The following is a 16,336-nucleotide window of genomic DNA, read 5'->3' as shown; positions in this document are numbered from 1 at the left end:
TGCGCGGTATCCCGCCGACCACCGGGTGCGCGACGTCCCCGGGTGGTACCACTGGACGATGGCTCAGGCGAGAACACATCGAGTGGTCGAGGCGCGGTACGACGTCGACGCAGGGTTCGAGCTGCCGGACCTGGCGGGGCCGGTCGCGTCGGCCCGCGCTGCGGAGCCCGAGGACGGGCCGACGTGGGCGGCGGACGACGCGGGCACGCACCGTCGGCGCACGACGTACTTCGACACCGCCGATCTCGACCTGGCACGCGTCGGGGTGACGGTGCACCGGCGCACCGGGGGGCCCGGCGCGGGCTGGTACCTGACGGTGCCGGTCGCGGGCCGCACCCGGTCGCAGGTCCGACTGCCCCTGGGCCGGGGGGCGACCCGGGTGCCGCCTCACCTGGTGGCGACGACGTCCGCGGTCACGGAGGGACGCGCGCTCGTCCCGGTCGCCCTGATCGAGACGCGACGAGCGCTGCACCGCGTCGTCGACGCCGACGGGCGCGTCCAGGCGGAGGTCGCCGACGACCGGGTCACCGCACATCGCCTGCACGCCCCGGCGGGCCAGGAGCCCGACGACGCACCGACCACCTGGCGCGAGATCGCGGTCGAGCAGGTGGACGGCTCGCACGGCCTCCTCGACGCCCTCGATTCCGTCCTGCGGGCGGCAGGATCGACGCCGGCCACCTCGACCTCGGCGCTGACCCGGACCCTCGGCCCGGCTCCGTCGGGCGGCGCGGCCTCGTCGACCGGCGCGGCCTCGTCGAGCGGCACGGCCCGCGTCGGCCGGTCGCGCGGGAAGCGGTCCGGACGTCCGGCGCGCCCGCGCAGGTCGACGCCCGCCGCCGACGTCGCCCTGGCCCACCTCGGTGCGCAGGTCGACCAGATCCGCTCCCAGGACCTCCCGGTCCGCCTCGACGTCCCCGGCGCGGTGCACGCGATGCGGGTCGCCAGCCGGCGCCTGCGCAGCGCGCTCACGACCTTCGCGCCGCTCTTCGACACCAGCCGCACCCGGCCCATCGGCACGGAGCTGAGGTGGCTCGCCGGTGTGCTCGGCACGGCGCGCGACGCGGAGGTCCTGCGCGACCGGGTGGGATCGGCCGTGGACCACGAGCCCGACGGCGCGCGCCTGCAGGACGCCGTCGACGACGCGGTGCGCCGCGACCTCGACGACGACTACCGCGCCGCCCACGACCACGTCCTCGCCCAGCTCGACAGCGACCGGTACCGGGCGCTGCTGACGGCGCTGCGGGAGCTCATCGCCGATCCGCCGCTGAGGAAGCGCGCGCGTCGTGCCGCAGGCTCGGTGCTGCCCGCGCTCGTGGCGCGGAGCGACCGCCGCGTGCGCGCCGCGATGCGCGCGGCGCACCGGACGCAGGACCCGGCCCGTCGCGAGGAGCTGCTGCACGACGCACGCAAGGCGGCCAAGCGCGCGCGGTACGCGGCCGAGGCGGTCGTCCCCGTGTTCGGCAAGGACGCCCGTCGTCTCGCCGCCGCCATGGAGGGGGTCCAGGAGGCGCTCGGCGACCACCTCGACTCCCTGAACACCCGGGCCCGGCTCTACGACCTCGCCGCCCGCACCACGGAGCCCGGCACCGCGTTCACCTACGGACGCCTCCACGCGCAGGAGGACGTCCGGGCCGAGCAGACCGCCGCCCTGGCCGACGACGCCTGGTCCGCCGCGTCGAGGAAGAAGCTGCGCCGCTGGCTGGGCTGACCTGTCGCGGGGCGCCGACCGCGCCGACCCGGCTCACGCCCCCTCCACCGGGAGCCACAGCTCGACCGTCGCGGTGCTGAAGTCGTCGGCGCGGTCGATCACGGCGACCACCTCGGGCCCGGGCCGCAGGCGCCACGGGTTCGACGGGAACCACTCGGTCGCGGTCGCGGCCCACACCGCCTGCAGGGTGTCGGGGTAGGGACCCGCAGCGCGGAACACGGCCCACGTGCCCGCCGCGACGGTCACGACGTCGAGGTCGTCGGGGACCGCCACCGCGTCCGTGACGGCCACGCCGTGCAGGTACGTCAGCTCCGTCCCCTCCCGACGGTCCGGGTCGATGTCGGTGCTCACTGCGAGCAGCCCGTGCGGCTCCGCGTCGCCCAGGGCCTTGAGCCGCAGGTGCTCCTGGGGGGACAGGTCGGCGACGTGCTGCCGGATGACGGGGTTGACCCCGTGGTGCACGAGCGGGACCCGCCAGGCGTGCCCGGCGAGGCGGGAGGCGGGCCGGGTGACGATGCGGACATCCATGGGACGTGCTCCTTCGACGGTCAGGCGGAACGTGAGGCGCGGCTGGGTGCGCAGGGGGCCGCCGTCTCGCCGTGCGCGACCCGGGCTGGCACCGTGCACGGACTGGAACGCCCGGCCGAAGGCCTCCGCCGAGCCGTACCCGTAGCGCACGGCGATGCCGAGCAGGTCCGTGGACCCGGTGACGACCTCCGCCGCGGCGACCGTCATGCGCCGGCGGCGCACGTACTCCGACAGCGGCATCCCCGCCAGGGAAGAGAACATGCGGCGCAGGTGGTACTCGGTGGTGCCGAGCGCCGCCGCGAGACGGACGACGTCGAGCTCCTCGGTGAGGTTCTCCTCCACGAGGTCGACGAGCCGGTTGAGCCAGGCGATCACGGTGCCCCCTTCCGCGTCCCACTGTGGTGGGCCCGCGCACCGCGCGACCCGATCATCTGTGCCCGTCGGGATCAGGTGATGTCGTCGGGCGGCGTAGGCGCTGGCTGCGCAGGGTGGCGCCGCCCAGCAGCAGCCCCCACACGAGGAACCACGGCTCCCACAGCAGCAGCCGCCACGCGAGGGCCTGGTCGGAGATCGGCTCCGACGGGACGATCACACCCACCGCGACGAGGGCGACCGACGCCACCTGGAGCACGCCGTACAGCACCAGGACCGTCGCGCCGAGCCAGCCCAGCGCGAGCAGCGGACGACGCGGGAGCCGGCGTCCCCACGGCTGGACCAGCGCGAGCGCCAGCACGCCTCCGAGCACCTTGAGCACCAGGGCAACCGCGTTGGCGGCGAGCAGCGTCGGGTCCCGGTCACGGGCCATCCGCTCGATCGAGCCGCCGAGGGTGTCCAGGCCGACCGTGCTGCCCAGCGCCCACGCCAGGCTGACCGCGGCGAAGGCGAACGCGCAGACCGCGGCTCCCCACCCGACCCACGCGGGCGGCACCCCCGGTGAGGTCATGCCGTCACGGTACCGACCACGCCGACGACCCCCGCTCGTGTGCAGCGTTCGGGACGTCCAGCGTCCCGAACGCTGCACGGGAATGCTGGTGCCGCGGCGTGACAGCGCATCGGTCGGCCGCTGAGATGGGGGCGTGGAGACCGTCACCGTCGTCGAGGGGCCGGGGCCCGGGTGCGAGTGGTCGGCCGCGGGGCCGCTCGTCGAGCCGGTCTCCGCGATCACCTCGTGGGTGTTCGTCGCCGCCGCCGTCGTCCTGGTCGTCCTGCGCAGGCGGGCGGGGCAGCCCGTGCCCTGGGCGTACGCGGTGCTCGTCGCGGGCGTCGGCGTCGGTTCCTTCGTGCAGCACGGGCCCGACCCCCGCTGGTCCGACGCGGCCCACGACCTGCCGCTCGCCGGGGTGCTCTGCTTCCTCGCGGCGGACGCGGTCGCCGCGCTGAGCGGCCGGCCACGCCGCTGGTGGTGGTGGGCCGTCCCGACGGGCGCGCTCCTGGTGGTCGTCCTGGCATGGCCTCGGGCCGGTGACCTGGCGCAGGTGGGGGTGGCCGCGGTCGCCGCGCTCCTGCTGCTCGAGCGCGCCCGTCGCCGAGCCGACGTGCGGCCTCGGGTCGCCGTCGCGGTCGGGCTCCTGACCGTCGGCGGAAGCGTCGGCGCGCTGTCCCGGACGGGCGGACCGCTGTGCGACCCCGCGTCGGTCCTGCAGGGCCACGCCGTGTGGCACGTCGTCGCGGCGGCCGCGCTGGTGGTGCTCGCCCCGCTCGTCACCCCGACCGGCCGTCCCCCGGGACGACGACGCTAGGCTCCGCGCGTGCCTCTCGACCTGCCGATCACCGACGCCGACGGCAGCCTGCTGACCGGGCTCCACGCCGTGGACGAGGAGACGGTGGACGACGCGGGCGCACCGTGCCCGCTCGCGCTCGTCGTCGTCCGCCGCCCCGACGCGACCGTCCTCGTCGGGCTCAACCGGTGGCGCCGCGTGTGGGAGCTGCCCGGGGGCGTCCGCGAGGGACTGCGAGCCGGTGTCGGCCTCGACGGTGGGCATGCCGTCGTGCGGACCCGCGGGGGCGTCCGCGTGCCGGTGATCCCGATGCGGGAACGCACCGGCGGGCAGCGCGGGGCGACGCCGCAGGTCACCGAGGCGTACGCGCAGCACCTGCGCGACGGGTACCTGACGCGGCCCTGAGCGCGCTGCGACCCTCCGCACACGCGTCGCCTCGGAGCGGGACGCTGCACGCCCGGCACCGACCAGCCACCGACGGCCGGGGCGCGCCGGGAAGTCGCCCCGGCACGGCATCCTGTGGCGATGGACCCGGCCATCCACCTGGGCGCGGCGGACGTCGCGACGACCTACCGCGCGTTCGGTGAGCGCGAGGCGCGGGGCGTCTCGCCGGTGTACGAGGCGTGGGCGCTGGGGGTCGGCGAGGACGCCGTCGTCGCGGACCTGCTGGCGACGCTGCCGCCCGGCAAGCGGCAGCCGAACCTGGTCCTCGCCGCGGCCCGGTGGCACGGCGCGCACGGCGCGTACGACGACCTGCGCGCGACGCTCCTCGCGCAGTGGCCGGCCGTGCGGGCGACGATCCTCGCGCGCGCGACGCAGACCAACGAGGCCGGTCGCTGCGCCGTCCTGCTGCCGTTCCTCGCTGCGCTCCCCCAGCCGCTCGCGCTCCTCGAGGTGGGCGCGGCCGCCGGCCTGTGCCTCCTGGCCGACCGGTACTCCTACCGCTACGACGACGGCACGGCGATCGACCCCGCCGACGGCCCCGCGGACGTGGTCCTGCCCTGTGCGCTCGGTCCCGGCGTCGACGCGCCGGCGCGCCTGCCCGACGTCGTGTGGCGGGCGGGCATCGACCTGGCCCCCGTGGACGTCGTCGACGACGACGCGTGCGCCTGGCTCGAGACGCTCGTCTGGCCGGAGCACGACGACCGTCGCACCCGGCTGCGGGCCGCGCTGGGCGTGGCACGCCGCGACCCGCCGCGGGTCGTGGCCGGTGACCTGCTCGACGCGCTGCCGGCGCTCGCGGCGCAGGCACCGCCGGACGCCACGCTCGTCGTCGTCCACAGCGCCGTCCTGGCCTACCTCGACGCCGCGGCGAGGGCCAGGTTCGTCGCGATGGTGACCGGCCTGCCCGGTCACTGGATCAGCAACGAGGGCGCGCGCGTCCTGCCCGTGACGACGGCGCTCGCGTCGGACCGGGTCGATCGCGCTTTCGTGGTCTCGGTCGACGGGGTGCCGCGCGCGTACGCCGACCCGCACGGGCGCTCGGTGCGAGGGCTCGACGACTGAGCGTCCCGCCGGTGGCGGTGCCGGTGCCGGTCCCGGGCCGCGTCAGACGAGCGCGGGCGCGCCGATCACCGACAACAGCTGCAGCTTCTCGTAGCTCTCGGTGCCCGGCACCGCGGTGTAGACGAGCAGCAGGTGCGACTGCTGCGGGTCCAGGAGCGTCTGGCAGTGCAGCTCGAGCGCACCGACCTCGGGGTGGACGAGGTGCTTGACCTCGTGCGGGCGCAGGCCCACCTCGTGCGTCTCCCACAGGCGTCGCAGCTCCTCGCTGCGCGCCAGGGCGAGGTCGGCCAGGTGCGCCGCGGGTGACTGGGGGCCGCGCAGCGTGACGACCGCCCGCAGGTGCGAGGCGTACAGCCGGGACAGGAACGCGTGGTCCTCGGCCCGGTACAGCGACCGGGTGCCGGGGTCGGTGAACCACCGGTAGCCCAGGCTGCGCGCCGGACCGGTGTACCCGGTGGTGTCGCCCAGCAGGGCCACGCCCAGCGGGGTCTGCCGCAGGGTCTCGCCCAGCTCGGTGACGACCTCGGCCGGGGTGTCGGTCAGGCGGTCCAGGATGCGCAGCAGGCCCGGGCTGACGTGCTCGCTCAGCGCACCACGCGGTGGCGGCTGGTGCCCCGCGAGGCGGAACAGGTGGTCGCGCTCGTCGAGGCCGAGGTGCAGGCCCTGCGCGATCGAGGCGATCATCTGCGCGGACGGTCGGGGGCCGCGCTCGCGCTCGAGGCGCGCGTAGTAGTCGATCGACATGTGGCACAGCGCGGCGACCTCCTCGCGCCGCAGCCCCGCGGTCCGACGTCGGACGCCCCGGGGCAGTCCGACGTCCTGCGGCTGCAGGGCGTGCCGTCGGCTGCGAAGGAACTCCGCGAGTCCTGCTCGGTCGATCACCCGGTCCACTCTCCTCGCGCTCGGTACGTCGTTCCTACCCCGGGACCGGCAGGCGTGCCACGGCCCGTCGATCCCCCCTTCGCGTCGACGCCCGCTTGCCCCGGCCGTCGGCTGGGGCGGATCGGCAGGCCCTGGTGGGGCCGCCGGCACGGCGTGACGCTGGCAGCACAGCCCGACCGAGGAGGAACCCATGAGTCGTCCACCAGCGCCCGCCACCCTGCCCCCGGTGTCCGCCGTCGCACCGACCGGAGCCAGCGCGACCGCCCGTCGGGTGCTCGGCCTGCCGGACCCGGTCCCGACGTCCGAGGCACGCGCCGCCGCCCGGCGGGCGCTGGAGCGCGTCGGCGGGCCCGTCGGCATGGCTGTCGGCGTCGCCCCGACGATCGCCTTCGTCGCAGGTGACGCCGCCGGAGGGCTGGGCGTCGCGTTCGTCGCCCTCGGTGTCACCGCCCTGGTCGCGTGCGGGGTCCGGCTCGCCCGCCGGGAGTCGCCGGGTGCCGCGATCGCCGGGCTCGTGGTCGCCGGGGTCTGCGCGACCGTCGCCGCCCTGGCCGGCGAGGCACGCGCGTTCTTCCTGCCGACGATGGTGCTGCCGGTCGTGTTCGTCCTCGCGTACGTCGTCTCGCTGCTGGCCGGCCGCCCCCTGACCGGCCTCATGGTCAACCGCCTGGTCAACGGCCCCCGCGACTGGCCCCGGCGCCCCGCCCTGCGGAGCGTCTACACGGTCAGCTCGCTGATCGGCCTGGCCATGGCCGCGGCGAACCTCGTCCTGCGGGTCGTGTTCTACCTGGCCGACGAGCCGGCGGTGCTGGGCGTGATCCAGGTGGTCGCCACACCGTCGTTCGCCGTGCACTTCGCCCTCACGTTCGTCGTCGCCCGCCGCGTCGCGACGTCGCTCGCCACGTCACCGGCCGCCGCCACGGCTCCGCGCACCACCACCCGCTGACACCCCCGACACCTGGAGCACCGCCATGCCTCGCACCCCCCACCTGACCCTGCCCGCCCTGTCCGGCCGCCGCGCCCTCGTCACCGGAGCCAGCGACGGGATCGGCCTGAAGATCGCCCAGCGCCTCGCCGGCGCCGGCGCGGAGGTGATCCTGCCCGTCCGCAACCGGTCCAAGGGCGAGGCCGCCGTCGCCCGGATCCGGCACGAGCACCCCGGCGCCCGCGTGTCGCTGCGCGACCTCGACCTGGCGTCCCTGGGGTCGGTCGCGGCCCTCGGCCAGGAGCTGCGCGCCGACGGGCAGCCGATCCACCTGCTGATCAACAACGCCGGGGTGATGACCCCACCGGAGCGGCAGACCACCGTCGACGGCTTCGAGCTGCAGCTCGGCACCAACCACCTGGGGCACGTGGCGCTCGTCGCGCACCTGCTGCCGCTGCTGGTCGCGGGCCGTGCCCGGATCACGTCCCAGGTCAGCGTCGCCGCCCGGAGCGGGGCGATGCACTGGGACGACCTCAGCTGGGAGACCTTCTACGACGGCCGACGTGCCTACGGCCAGTCGAAGATCGCGTTCGGGCTGTTCGGGCAGGAGCTCGAGCGGCGCAGCCGCGCCGCCGGCTGGGGCATCACCAGCAACCTGTCGCACCCTGGCGTCGCCCCGACGAGCCTGCTCGGCGCCCGGCCGGAGCTGGGCCGCGAGCGCGACACCCCGCAGATCGCCACGATCCGCCGGCTGTCGCGTGCGGGGATCCTGCTCGGGACGCCGGACAGCGCCGCGCTGCCCGCGCTGTACGCCGCGACGTCGCCGCAGGCCGTCGGCGGGCGGATCTACGGGCCCGACGGGTTCGGCAACCTCGGGGGCGGCCCGGCCGAGCACGCGCTCTACCGGCCGCTGCGCGACCCGGAGGAGGCGGCCAAGGTCTGGACGGTGTCCGAGGCGTTGGCGGGGGTGTCGTTCGCGACGGCCGCCGGGGTGGCGTGACGGGCCCCGGGGTCCGGCACGCCGGGCCGGTGCGCCTAGCGGGTGCCGTTCGCGACGCCGACGCTCTCGCGGCTCGCCCGGAAGTCCCAGCCGCCGCCGCGCAGGTCGGCGATGACGCTGAGGTCCGAGGGCAGCGCACCCAGGTTCCCGCGTCGCTGGAAGCCGTGCGCCCAGACGAGCAGGCCGCCACCGACCTGGTCGTGGATGCTCACGAGCTCGTCGATGCCGTCACCGCTGACGTCGGCGGCGACCTGACGCGAGCCGCTGTAGCTCCACCCGCCGGTGCGCAGGTCGGAGCGCAGGTCGTGGACGTTGAGCGCCTCGCCCCAGCGCTCCCAGACGAGGATGCCGTCGCCCGGCTGCTGGTGGATCGTGAAGAGCTCGTCGGTCCCGTCACCGTTGGTGTCGGCGGCCACGTCCCGGCTCGCGTCGTAGGACCAGCCCTGGGACGCGGGTGCCGGCCCCGCGCCGGCGCGCGCGACGAAGCCCGCTCCGGTGTTGATCCAGGGGGCGTAGTACATCGCGATCCCGGCGAGCGGTCGGCGGCTCCCGCGGTGCGTCGCGACGAGGTCGTCGAACCCGTCGCCGTTCAGGTCGGCGACGGTGTAGCGGACGTCCACGAACGGCTCACCGGGCAGGAAGTCCGACGGCATGGACGGGCCGACGGTGCGCGGGACGACCGCCCACAGCGCCGGGTCCTGGAAGCCGGCGCCCGTGCCGCGGTGCACCCACACGTTGGCGGCCGGACCGGTGGGGGCGTCGGTGCGGTGGACGGAGATGACGTCGTCGTACCCGTCGCCGTCGGCGTCGCCGACGAGCTGGCGGGAGCTCTCCCAGCTCCAGCCGCCGCCGCGCAGGTCCGCCCAGAGCCGCGGTGTCGCGTCGGGACCGCCGCCGACGACCCACAGCAGCACGCCGCCGTTCGGCTGGCCGTGGGAGATCAGCTGGTCGGGGCTGCCGTCGTCGACCCCGGTCACGTTGCCGAAGTCGCCGGTGGCCGTGCGCGACCGGTCGTAGCGGAAGCCGCCCGCCTCGAGGGTCGCCTGCAGCATCGGCTGGCCCAGCGTCGGGTTCTCCGCGGCGATGGGCAGCCGCCACAGGTTCATCCCGCCGGTCGGCAGCGAGTGCGCGATGTCGAGGACCGGCTCACCCGGCCCCGGCGCAGCCGACGCGGCGGTCGGCAGGGCCGTCAGGAAGCCCGCGGCGAGGGCGGCTGCCGCGAGACAGGACACGAGGGACCGGTGCATGAGGACCTCTGTGGCGGGCGTCGTCGGTGACGCGGGGAGGGACGGTCAGAGGCTAGGGCACCGGGGCCCGGATCGGGGCCGGATCGCACCCCGGTCGCCCGGTTGCCCCCGGGTGTCGACCGGGCCGGTCCCCGTTCGACGCACAGGTGACACGACGACCGACCCGGAGGAGACAGCGATGCGGTTCATGGTGATCGTCAAGGCCACGGCGGACAGCGAGGCCGGTGTGCTGCCCGCCACCGAGGACTTCGACACGATGGGCGGGTTCGTCCAGGAGATGGTCGACGCGGGCGTCCTGCTGGACGCCGGCGGCCTCGCGTCCAGCGCCCAGGGCGCCCGGATCTACTTCGACGGCGACGAGCGGACCGTCGTCGACGGGCCGTTCACCGAGACCAAGGAGCTCGTCGCCGGCTACTTCCTGGTCGAGATGAAGTCGCTCGAGGAGTGCGTCGCGTGGTTCGAGCGCTGCCCCGTCGAGCGGTCGGGCGACGGGCCGACCAACATCGAGATCCGGCGGGTCTTCCACGCCGACGACTTCGGTGAGAGCTTCACCCCCGAGCAGCAGGAGGCCGTGGAGAGGCGGCGCGCGACCGTCGCCGGGACCTGACCAGGACCGCCGTGGCGCCTCGCGTGACGCCCCGCGCGAGCCCGCCCGGCAGGGGCACCGTTGCGCCCGATGGCGCGGTGGGGTAGACGGTGACGGTGTCCACCGACGCCCACCGTGCCGTCGAGGCCGTCTGGCGGATCGAGGCGCCCCGGCTCGTCGCCGGGCTGACCCGGCTCGTCCGTGACGTCGGCGTGGCCGAGGAGCTGGCGCAGGACGCCCTGGTCGCGGCGCTCGAGCAGTGGCCCGACCAGGGCGTGCCGCGCAACCCCGGTGCGTGGCTGATGACCGTCGCGAGGCGTCGCGCGATCGACCGGATCCGGCGCGAGGCGACCTTGCGGCGCAAGGTCGAGGAGGTCGGACGGGAGCTCGAGGAGTCCACCCCGGACGTCGGCGCGACGGTCGCCGAGGACGACGGCATCGGTGACGACCTGCTGCGGCTCATGTTCGTCGCCTGCCACCCGGTGCTCCCCACCCGGGCCCGCGTCGCACTGACCCTGCGCCTGCTGGGAGGCCTGACCACCGGGGAGATCGCCCGGGCCTTCCTGATACCCGAACCGACCGTGGCGCAACGGATCGTGCGCGCCAAGGCGAGCCTGGCCAAGGCCCGGGTGCCGTTCGAGGTGCCGCAGGGCGACGACCTCGCCGCCCGGCTCTCCTCGGTCCTCGAGGTTGTCTACCTCATCTTCAACGAGGGGTACTCGGCCACCACCGGCGACGACTGGATGCGGCCGGCGCTCTGCGAGGACGCCCTGCGCCTGGGCCGGGTCCTGGCCCGGCTGGCACCGCGCGAGCCCGAGGTGCACGGCCTGGTCGCGCTCATGGAGCTGCAGGCCTCCCGCACGGCCGCCCGCACGGGCCCCGACGGTCGGCCGGTCCTGCTGGCCGACCAGAACCGGGCCCGCTGGGACCGGCTGCTGCTCCGCCGCGGCGCGGCCGCACTGGCACGGGCCGAGGCGCTGCTCGACGGCACGCCCGGCCCGTACGTGCTGCAGGCCGCGATCGCCGCCTGCCACGCCCGGGCACGTCGCTTCGAGGACACCGACTGGGTGCGCATCGCCGCGCTCTACGAGCAGCTGGCGGCCGCGACCCCGTCCCCGGTGGTCGAGCTGAACCGTGCGGTCGCGCTGTCCATGGCGTTCGGGCCGCAGGCCGGGCTCGCGCTGGTGGACCAGCTCGTGGCCGTCCCGTCGATGCAGGGCTACCACCTGCTGCCCAGCGTGCGCGGTGACCTCCTGACCCGGCTGGGGCGGCACGCCGAGGCGCGGCTCGAGCTCGAGCGGGCCGCGTCGCTGACCCGCAACGCGCGCGAGCGGGCCCTGCTGCTGGAACGCGCCGCCGGCTGCGGGCGGCCGGACCGCTCCCCGGACCCCGGCTGACGGGCCCCTGCGCGGATGCCCCCGGCGCGCCGTGCCGCGCCGTCACGGTCATGGTCACGGTCACGGGGTGAACGCGGGCCGGCAGGACCCGTCCCGACGCGGGGCCGCGTAGAATTCTCCGGGCCTGCGACCCCGCGCGGGCCCACCCCACGCAGGACGGACGGCGCATGAGCGCGCAGACGAGCACGCCGGCGCAGCACGCCGACGACGCCCCGGACGGCACCCCCGGTGCCACCTCCGAGGCCACTGAGCCCGAGCAGGCCACGCAGCCCGAGCAGCCCGGCGTCACCCCGGGCGACTTCGCGACGTTCCTGCGGGTCATGGACCAGGTCGCCGTCCTGCCGCAGGAGCACCCGCAGCACGCGGCGGCCCGGCGCGCGTCGTCGTCGCTGTTCAAGGCCGCCAAGAAGCACCGGCGGGGTGAGAAGCGGCGGCTGATCGCCGAGGCCGACGCCGCCGTCGTCGCGGCGACCGCCACCGGGAGCCCGGGGCGCATCGACGACGAGACCAACGGCCTGGGCCTGACGTCCGCGACGACGGCCGCGACCGCCGGCACCCTGCTGCGGGCGCGCGCCTGCTACGTCTGCAAGCAGGACTACACGGTCGTCGACGCGTTCTACCACCAGCTCTGCCCGCCGTGCGCGGCCCTGCACCACGCCAAGCGGGACGCCCGCACGGACCTGACGGGCCGCCGCGCGCTGCTCACCGGGGGCCGCGCCAAGATCGGCATGTACATCGCGCTGCGCCTGCTGCGCGACGGCGCCGACCTGACGATCACGACCCGGTTCCCGCGCGACGCCGTCCGGCGGTTCAGCGCTATGGACGACGCGGCCGACTGGCTGGACCGGCTGCACGTCGTCGGGATCGACCTGCGCGACCCGGCGCAGGTCGTCTCGCTCGCGGACCACGTCGCCGCGCAGGGCCCGTTGGACGTCCTCATCAACAACGCCGCGCAGACCGTGCGGCGGCTCCCGGGCGCGTACTCGCGGATCGCCGACGCCGAGTCGGCGCCGCTGCCGGCCGAGGCCGCGCGCATGATCACGACGTTCGGGCACACCAGCGACGCGCACCCGCGAGCGCTGGCCGGGTCCGTCAGCGAGCTGTCCAGCCCGGCGCTGGCGATCGAGCGCGCGGCCCGCGACGCCGACGAGCTCGTCGCCCAGTCCCTGACGGCGCAGGCCGCGTCCCTCGAGCGGCTCGTCGCCGGCACGTCGATCGACGCGGGCGGCCTGATCCCCGACGTCGCCGAGACCAACAGCTGGGTCGCGACCGTCGAGCAGGTCGACCCCATGGAGCTGCTCGAGGTCCAGCTCTGCAACCAGACCGCGCCGTTCATCCTCATCAGCCGCCTGCGACCCGCCCTCGCGGCATCGCCCGCCCGCCGCACGTACATCGTCAACGTCTCCGCGATGGAGGGCGTGTTCTCCCGCGGCTACAAGGGCCCCGGCCACCCGCACACCAACATGAGCAAGGCAGCGCTCAACATGCTCACGCGCACCAGCGCGGCCGAGATGCTGGACGACGGCATCCTCATGACCGCCGTCGACACCGGCTGGATCACCGACGAGCGCCCCCACTACACCAAGGTCCGGCTCGCCGAGGAGGGATTCCACGCCCCCCTCGACCTGGTCGACGGCGCCGCGCGGGTGTACGACCCGATCGTCCGCGGCGAGGCCGGCGAGGACCTGTACGGCTGCTTCTTGAAGGACTACGCCCGCTCGCAGTGGTGACGCGGGGGCGGCCGCCCGCGTGCGTCCTGCGGCGCCGGGAGGTCAGCGCCGACGGGCCGTGGTGAGCACGCCCCACAGGGCCAGCGGGACCAGGACGACCCACCACGACGCCGCCGTGAGCCAGACCCCCGCCGTCGTGGCCCGCAGGCCGGACGCGGAGACCGCGAGCGCCGTGCCGAACCACGTCCCCAGGACCAGCGCGAACGTCCCACCGAGGGTCGTCCAGACGCTCAGGGCCCGGCGCTCGCGCGCGACGACGTGGCCCTGCTGCGTGCGGATCCTCCCGCGCCGGCCCCGCTCCCGCGCCTCACGCTGAGCGGCCGTGACCCCACCCTGGCCGGGTCCGGCGGCAGGTGTCGTCGCCGAGCGGAAGGCGTCCGCGCCTGACGCCCGCGTGAGCCGGCGCCGCGCGACGACCGCACCCGCCGCGACCATGAGGCACGGCACGAGGAGGACCAGCCCGAACGCCCACCACCCGTCGTGCAGGCCGAGGTCCCACTCCCAGAGCACCGCCTGCCGGACGTCGCCGGCCGACAGGACCGGCCGCAGGCGCTCCTGCGCGGACCACAGCGGGATGGTCGCGGCCGCGGCCATCCCGACGAGGGTGCCGCCGACGGTGGCCGTGGCGATCCGGCGGGCGCGGCGGTCCGCGTCGCGCAGGGGCGCCAGGGGGTCAGTCGCGACGTCGGCGCGCGAGGTGACGTCGTCCGCGGGTCGGGTGGCCATGGCGGCCACCGTACGCATGTCTCAGGTGAGCGCCGGTCGGCCACGACGCGCCGCGTGAGGAACGGCCGGCCGAGGACCACGTCCTGGGACGGCGCCTCGACGAGACCGGGCTGAGTCGTCGTACCAGGAGCTCATCGCTGACTCAGCCCGGTCTCGCGACGGCCTCGTCTCACGAGGCGGGATCGACCGTCGAGGTCGACGTCCTCGGCACGGTGGACGGGACGTCGTCGCGCCGGCCGTCGACGCCCACCGTCCGCAGCCCGGCGTCCTCGAGCCAGCGGACCAGCTGCCGGTGGACGGCGTCGGCGCCGCGCAGCACGTGCCGGCCGTCGGGATCCGAGCCGTCCTGCGCCAGCGGCCACTCCGCCGGGTGCAGCAGGACGGCGTGGTTCTGGTCCCCGCCCAGCCCCCCGTGCGACCCCACGAGCTCCTCGAACGCGTGGACCTCCCCGGTCGAGGGGTCGACCGTCGAGTGCACCAGGACGTCGGGGGCCTCGACCATCGAGGCCACGCGCAGCAGGTCGCGGCAGGCGTCGGGCCCGTAGTCCGCGAGCGGGTCCTCGCCGGTCACCGTCCCGGTGCGCAGCACGTGCACGCCCGTCGTCGACAGCGCGAGCGGACCCTGGGAGCTGCGCACGACGACGAACCCGACGGCCGGCTCCGCGAGCAGGCCCGGGACCAGCGCCGGATGACGCGAGCGCAGGTCCTCGAGGTCGCGGCCCGCGGCGGCGGGGAACCACACGAGGCCCAGGCACCCGGAGGCGGCCACGACGAGGTCGCACACCGCGGGCGGACCCTGGCCGCGCCGTCCCCGGGCGTCGGTCCCGGCCCCGGTGCCGCCGCGCGACGCCCTGCGCGCGTGCCGCTCGGCCAGGGGGGAGGTGACGGGCGACGCCGAGAGGACGTCGGCCAGCAGGGTGTTGAGCTGGCCCCAGCTCTCCGCGTCGCCGGTCGCCGCGACGGCGCCGTCCGGGTCGACGGTCGTCAGCCCGCGGACGACGTCCTCGAGCGACCGGCCGGTGAGCTGGCGGAACGTCGGCCCCTGCGACTGGCCGTGGTCGGACAGGACGACGAACCGGTAGTCGCGGCCCGCTGCGGGCAGGATCTCCTCGAGGGTCCGCAGGACCCGGTCGATCCCCGCGAGCGCGTCGAGCGACTCCCGGCGCGCCGGGCCCGCGTGGTGGGCGATCTCGTCGTAGTCGACGAAGTTCACGTAGATCACGGGCGCACCTCGCACCATCTGGTCGGCGACCAGCCCGACGGTCAGGTGACGCATCAGCGCGTTCGTCAGTCCCCGGAGCACGACGTAGTCCCACCCCCGGTGCGTGCGGGGCTCGATGCCGCGGGCACGCTGCTGCCGCGCCTGGAACAGCTCCTTGACCATCTCCCCCACGGTCGAGAGCGTCGCCCGCGCGAGGACGAACGGGCTGGCGAAGAACCGGAGGTAGGCCCCGCCCGGGCCGAGACCTCCCCGTCGGCCCGCGCGGCTCATCACCAGGAGGTTCGTGGGCGCGTCGCCCGAGAAGAGGTTCCCGATGCTCACGCCGCCCTCGGCGAGCAGCCCTGCGCCGTCGGACAGCCGCTGCTCGATGAGGGCGGCGTCGGCGGGCCGGTTGGCGACGACGAGCCGGCCCAGCTCGGGGTCGTACCACCGGAACGCGGGGATCCCGTCGTTGCACCCGTGCAGCAGCCCGGCCTGGCTGGCCGGGGTCGTGGAGGGCACCCGCACCCACCACGGCTGCGCCGTGTACCGCCCCGACCGCACCCACCGCGCCAGCGTCGGGAGGTTGCCCGAGACGACGCCCTGGTCGAGCAGGGGGTACGGCAGCCCGTCGATCTGCACGATGACGACGCCCGGCCGTCCCGCCGCGCCGGACCGACCCCGCGACGGGTCGTGCCGTCGCGCCCGCGCGACCAGGTCGGCGACGACGTACTCGTGGTCGCCCGAGGCGAGGCACCACCGCACGACCGCCCCCGTCAGACCGACCACGAGCAGCGTCACGGCCGCCGTGCGCACCGGGACGGCCGAGTCGCGCGTCACCACGCGCAGCGCGAGCAGCACGGCCCCCAGCTGCACCGTGAGTCCGAGGAGGAGGGCGACGCCCGCCCCGCCCCGGTGCGCGAGCAGCCGCAGGACCGGCCGGGCGACCAGGTCGAGGACCGCGACGAGGACGGCGACCCCGACGGCCTCGACGACGCCCAGCCGGAGGCTGTCCGACAGTGCCGCCACCGCGAGCAGCGCGACCGCGGTCGAGGCCAGCGACCCCACCGCCGACGCGACGTCCGCCCCGCGCAGCCCTCGTCGTCGTCGATCCGGGGGCTCGTGCATGTGCGACACCTCCTGCGACGCGCGTCGCCGTCGGCCGCTCCCGCCGCGAGCGCA

Annotated in this window: 15 protein-coding genes; 9 read left to right on the top strand and 6 right to left on the bottom strand. The window is 75.9% G+C overall.

The features are described 5' to 3' along the window. The first annotated feature begins 58 nt into the window (after positions 1–58). Positions 59–1,708: a CYTH and CHAD domain-containing protein gene (locus OKX07_RS01750; RefSeq protein ID WP_265630154.1), complete on the top strand. Its 1,650-nt coding sequence runs from the start codon at positions 59–61 to the stop codon at positions 1,706–1,708. Positions 1,709–1,741: 33 nt separating this feature from the next. Here OKX07_RS01750 and OKX07_RS01745 read toward each other — a convergent pair whose 3' ends face one another. Next, a complete protein-coding gene (locus tag OKX07_RS01745) occupies positions 1,742–2,611 on the bottom strand; it encodes an AraC family transcriptional regulator (RefSeq protein WP_265630153.1) in 870 nt (289 codons plus the stop codon). Positions 2,612–2,663: 52 nt separating this feature from the next. After that, on the bottom strand, positions 2,664–3,179 hold the full coding sequence (locus OKX07_RS01740; protein WP_265630152.1) for a DUF3995 domain-containing protein: 516 nt from the start codon (positions 3,177–3,179) through the stop codon (positions 2,664–2,666). A 133-nt stretch (positions 3,180–3,312) separates the two neighbouring features. On the opposite strand from OKX07_RS01740, the gene OKX07_RS01735 reads away from it, so the two are divergent. From OKX07_RS01735 to OKX07_RS01725, 3 genes are all read left to right on the top strand, one after another. Further along, a complete protein-coding gene (locus OKX07_RS01735; protein ID WP_265630151.1) occupies positions 3,313–3,975 on the top strand; it encodes a hypothetical protein in 663 nt (220 codons plus the stop codon). A 9-nt stretch (positions 3,976–3,984) separates the two neighbouring features. Continuing rightward, the gene (locus OKX07_RS01730; RefSeq protein ID WP_265630150.1) at positions 3,985–4,359 is read left to right on the top strand and encodes a hypothetical protein; all 375 of its coding nucleotides are present in this window, start codon (positions 3,985–3,987) and stop codon (positions 4,357–4,359) included. Positions 4,360–4,479: 120 nt separating this feature from the next. Then, entirely contained in the window at positions 4,480–5,460 is a 981-nt protein-coding gene (locus tag OKX07_RS01725) for a DUF2332 domain-containing protein (protein ID WP_265630149.1), read from the top strand. A gap of 42 nt (positions 5,461–5,502) precedes the next feature. On the opposite strand, the gene OKX07_RS01720 is transcribed toward OKX07_RS01725, so the two are convergent. Then, a complete protein-coding gene (locus OKX07_RS01720) occupies positions 5,503–6,342 on the bottom strand; it encodes a helix-turn-helix transcriptional regulator (protein WP_265630148.1) in 840 nt (279 codons plus the stop codon). 190 nt (positions 6,343–6,532) lie between these two features. Between OKX07_RS01720 and OKX07_RS01715 the strand changes: the two genes are divergently transcribed. Beyond that, positions 6,533–7,288 carry a DUF3159 domain-containing protein gene (locus OKX07_RS01715; RefSeq protein ID WP_265630147.1) on the top strand — a complete coding sequence of 252 codons (756 nt, stop codon included), beginning with the start codon at positions 6,533–6,535 and terminating at the stop codon, positions 7,286–7,288. A gap of 25 nt (positions 7,289–7,313) precedes the next feature. Next, positions 7,314–8,267: an SDR family oxidoreductase gene (locus OKX07_RS01710; RefSeq protein WP_265630146.1), complete on the top strand. Its 954-nt coding sequence runs from the start codon at positions 7,314–7,316 to the stop codon at positions 8,265–8,267. 35 nt (positions 8,268–8,302) lie between these two features. Here the strand turns inward: OKX07_RS01710 and OKX07_RS01705 are convergent, their stop codons facing one another. Next, positions 8,303–9,514 (bottom strand): FG-GAP-like repeat-containing protein, encoded by a 1,212-nt coding sequence (locus OKX07_RS01705; protein ID WP_265630145.1) that lies wholly within the window; start codon positions 9,512–9,514, stop codon positions 8,303–8,305. Between the two features lie 178 nt (positions 9,515–9,692). On the opposite strand from OKX07_RS01705, the gene OKX07_RS01700 reads away from it, so the two are divergent. The 3 genes from OKX07_RS01700 (at position 9,693) to OKX07_RS01690 (ending at position 13,227) form a co-directional block, all read left to right on the top strand. Continuing rightward, complete coding sequence (locus OKX07_RS01700; RefSeq protein WP_265630144.1) at positions 9,693–10,121, top strand: YciI family protein; 429 nt, start codon at positions 9,693–9,695, stop codon at positions 10,119–10,121. Positions 10,122–10,216: 95 nt separating this feature from the next. Next, complete coding sequence (locus tag OKX07_RS01695; RefSeq protein WP_265630143.1) at positions 10,217–11,497, top strand: RNA polymerase sigma factor; 1,281 nt, start codon at positions 10,217–10,219, stop codon at positions 11,495–11,497. Positions 11,498–11,664: 167 nt separating this feature from the next. Beyond that, complete coding sequence (locus OKX07_RS01690) at positions 11,665–13,227, top strand: SDR family NAD(P)-dependent oxidoreductase (protein WP_265630142.1); 1,563 nt, start codon at positions 11,665–11,667, stop codon at positions 13,225–13,227. Between the two features lie 42 nt (positions 13,228–13,269). On the opposite strand, the gene OKX07_RS01685 is transcribed toward OKX07_RS01690, so the two are convergent. After that, positions 13,270–13,953 (bottom strand): hypothetical protein, encoded by a 684-nt coding sequence (locus OKX07_RS01685; RefSeq protein ID WP_265630141.1) that lies wholly within the window; start codon positions 13,951–13,953, stop codon positions 13,270–13,272. Positions 13,954–14,122: 169 nt separating this feature from the next. Beyond that, complete coding sequence (locus OKX07_RS01680; protein WP_265630140.1) at positions 14,123–16,282, bottom strand: alkaline phosphatase family protein; 2,160 nt, start codon at positions 16,280–16,282, stop codon at positions 14,123–14,125. Positions 16,283–16,336: the final 54 nt, after the last annotated feature.

Source organism: Cellulomonas sp. S1-8, assembly GCF_026184235.1.
GTDB lineage: Bacteria > Actinomycetota > Actinomycetes > Actinomycetales > Cellulomonadaceae > Cellulomonas.
The sequence above is the reverse complement of the archived record's forward strand: the minus strand, read 5'-3'. Positions and strand labels throughout refer to the sequence as shown.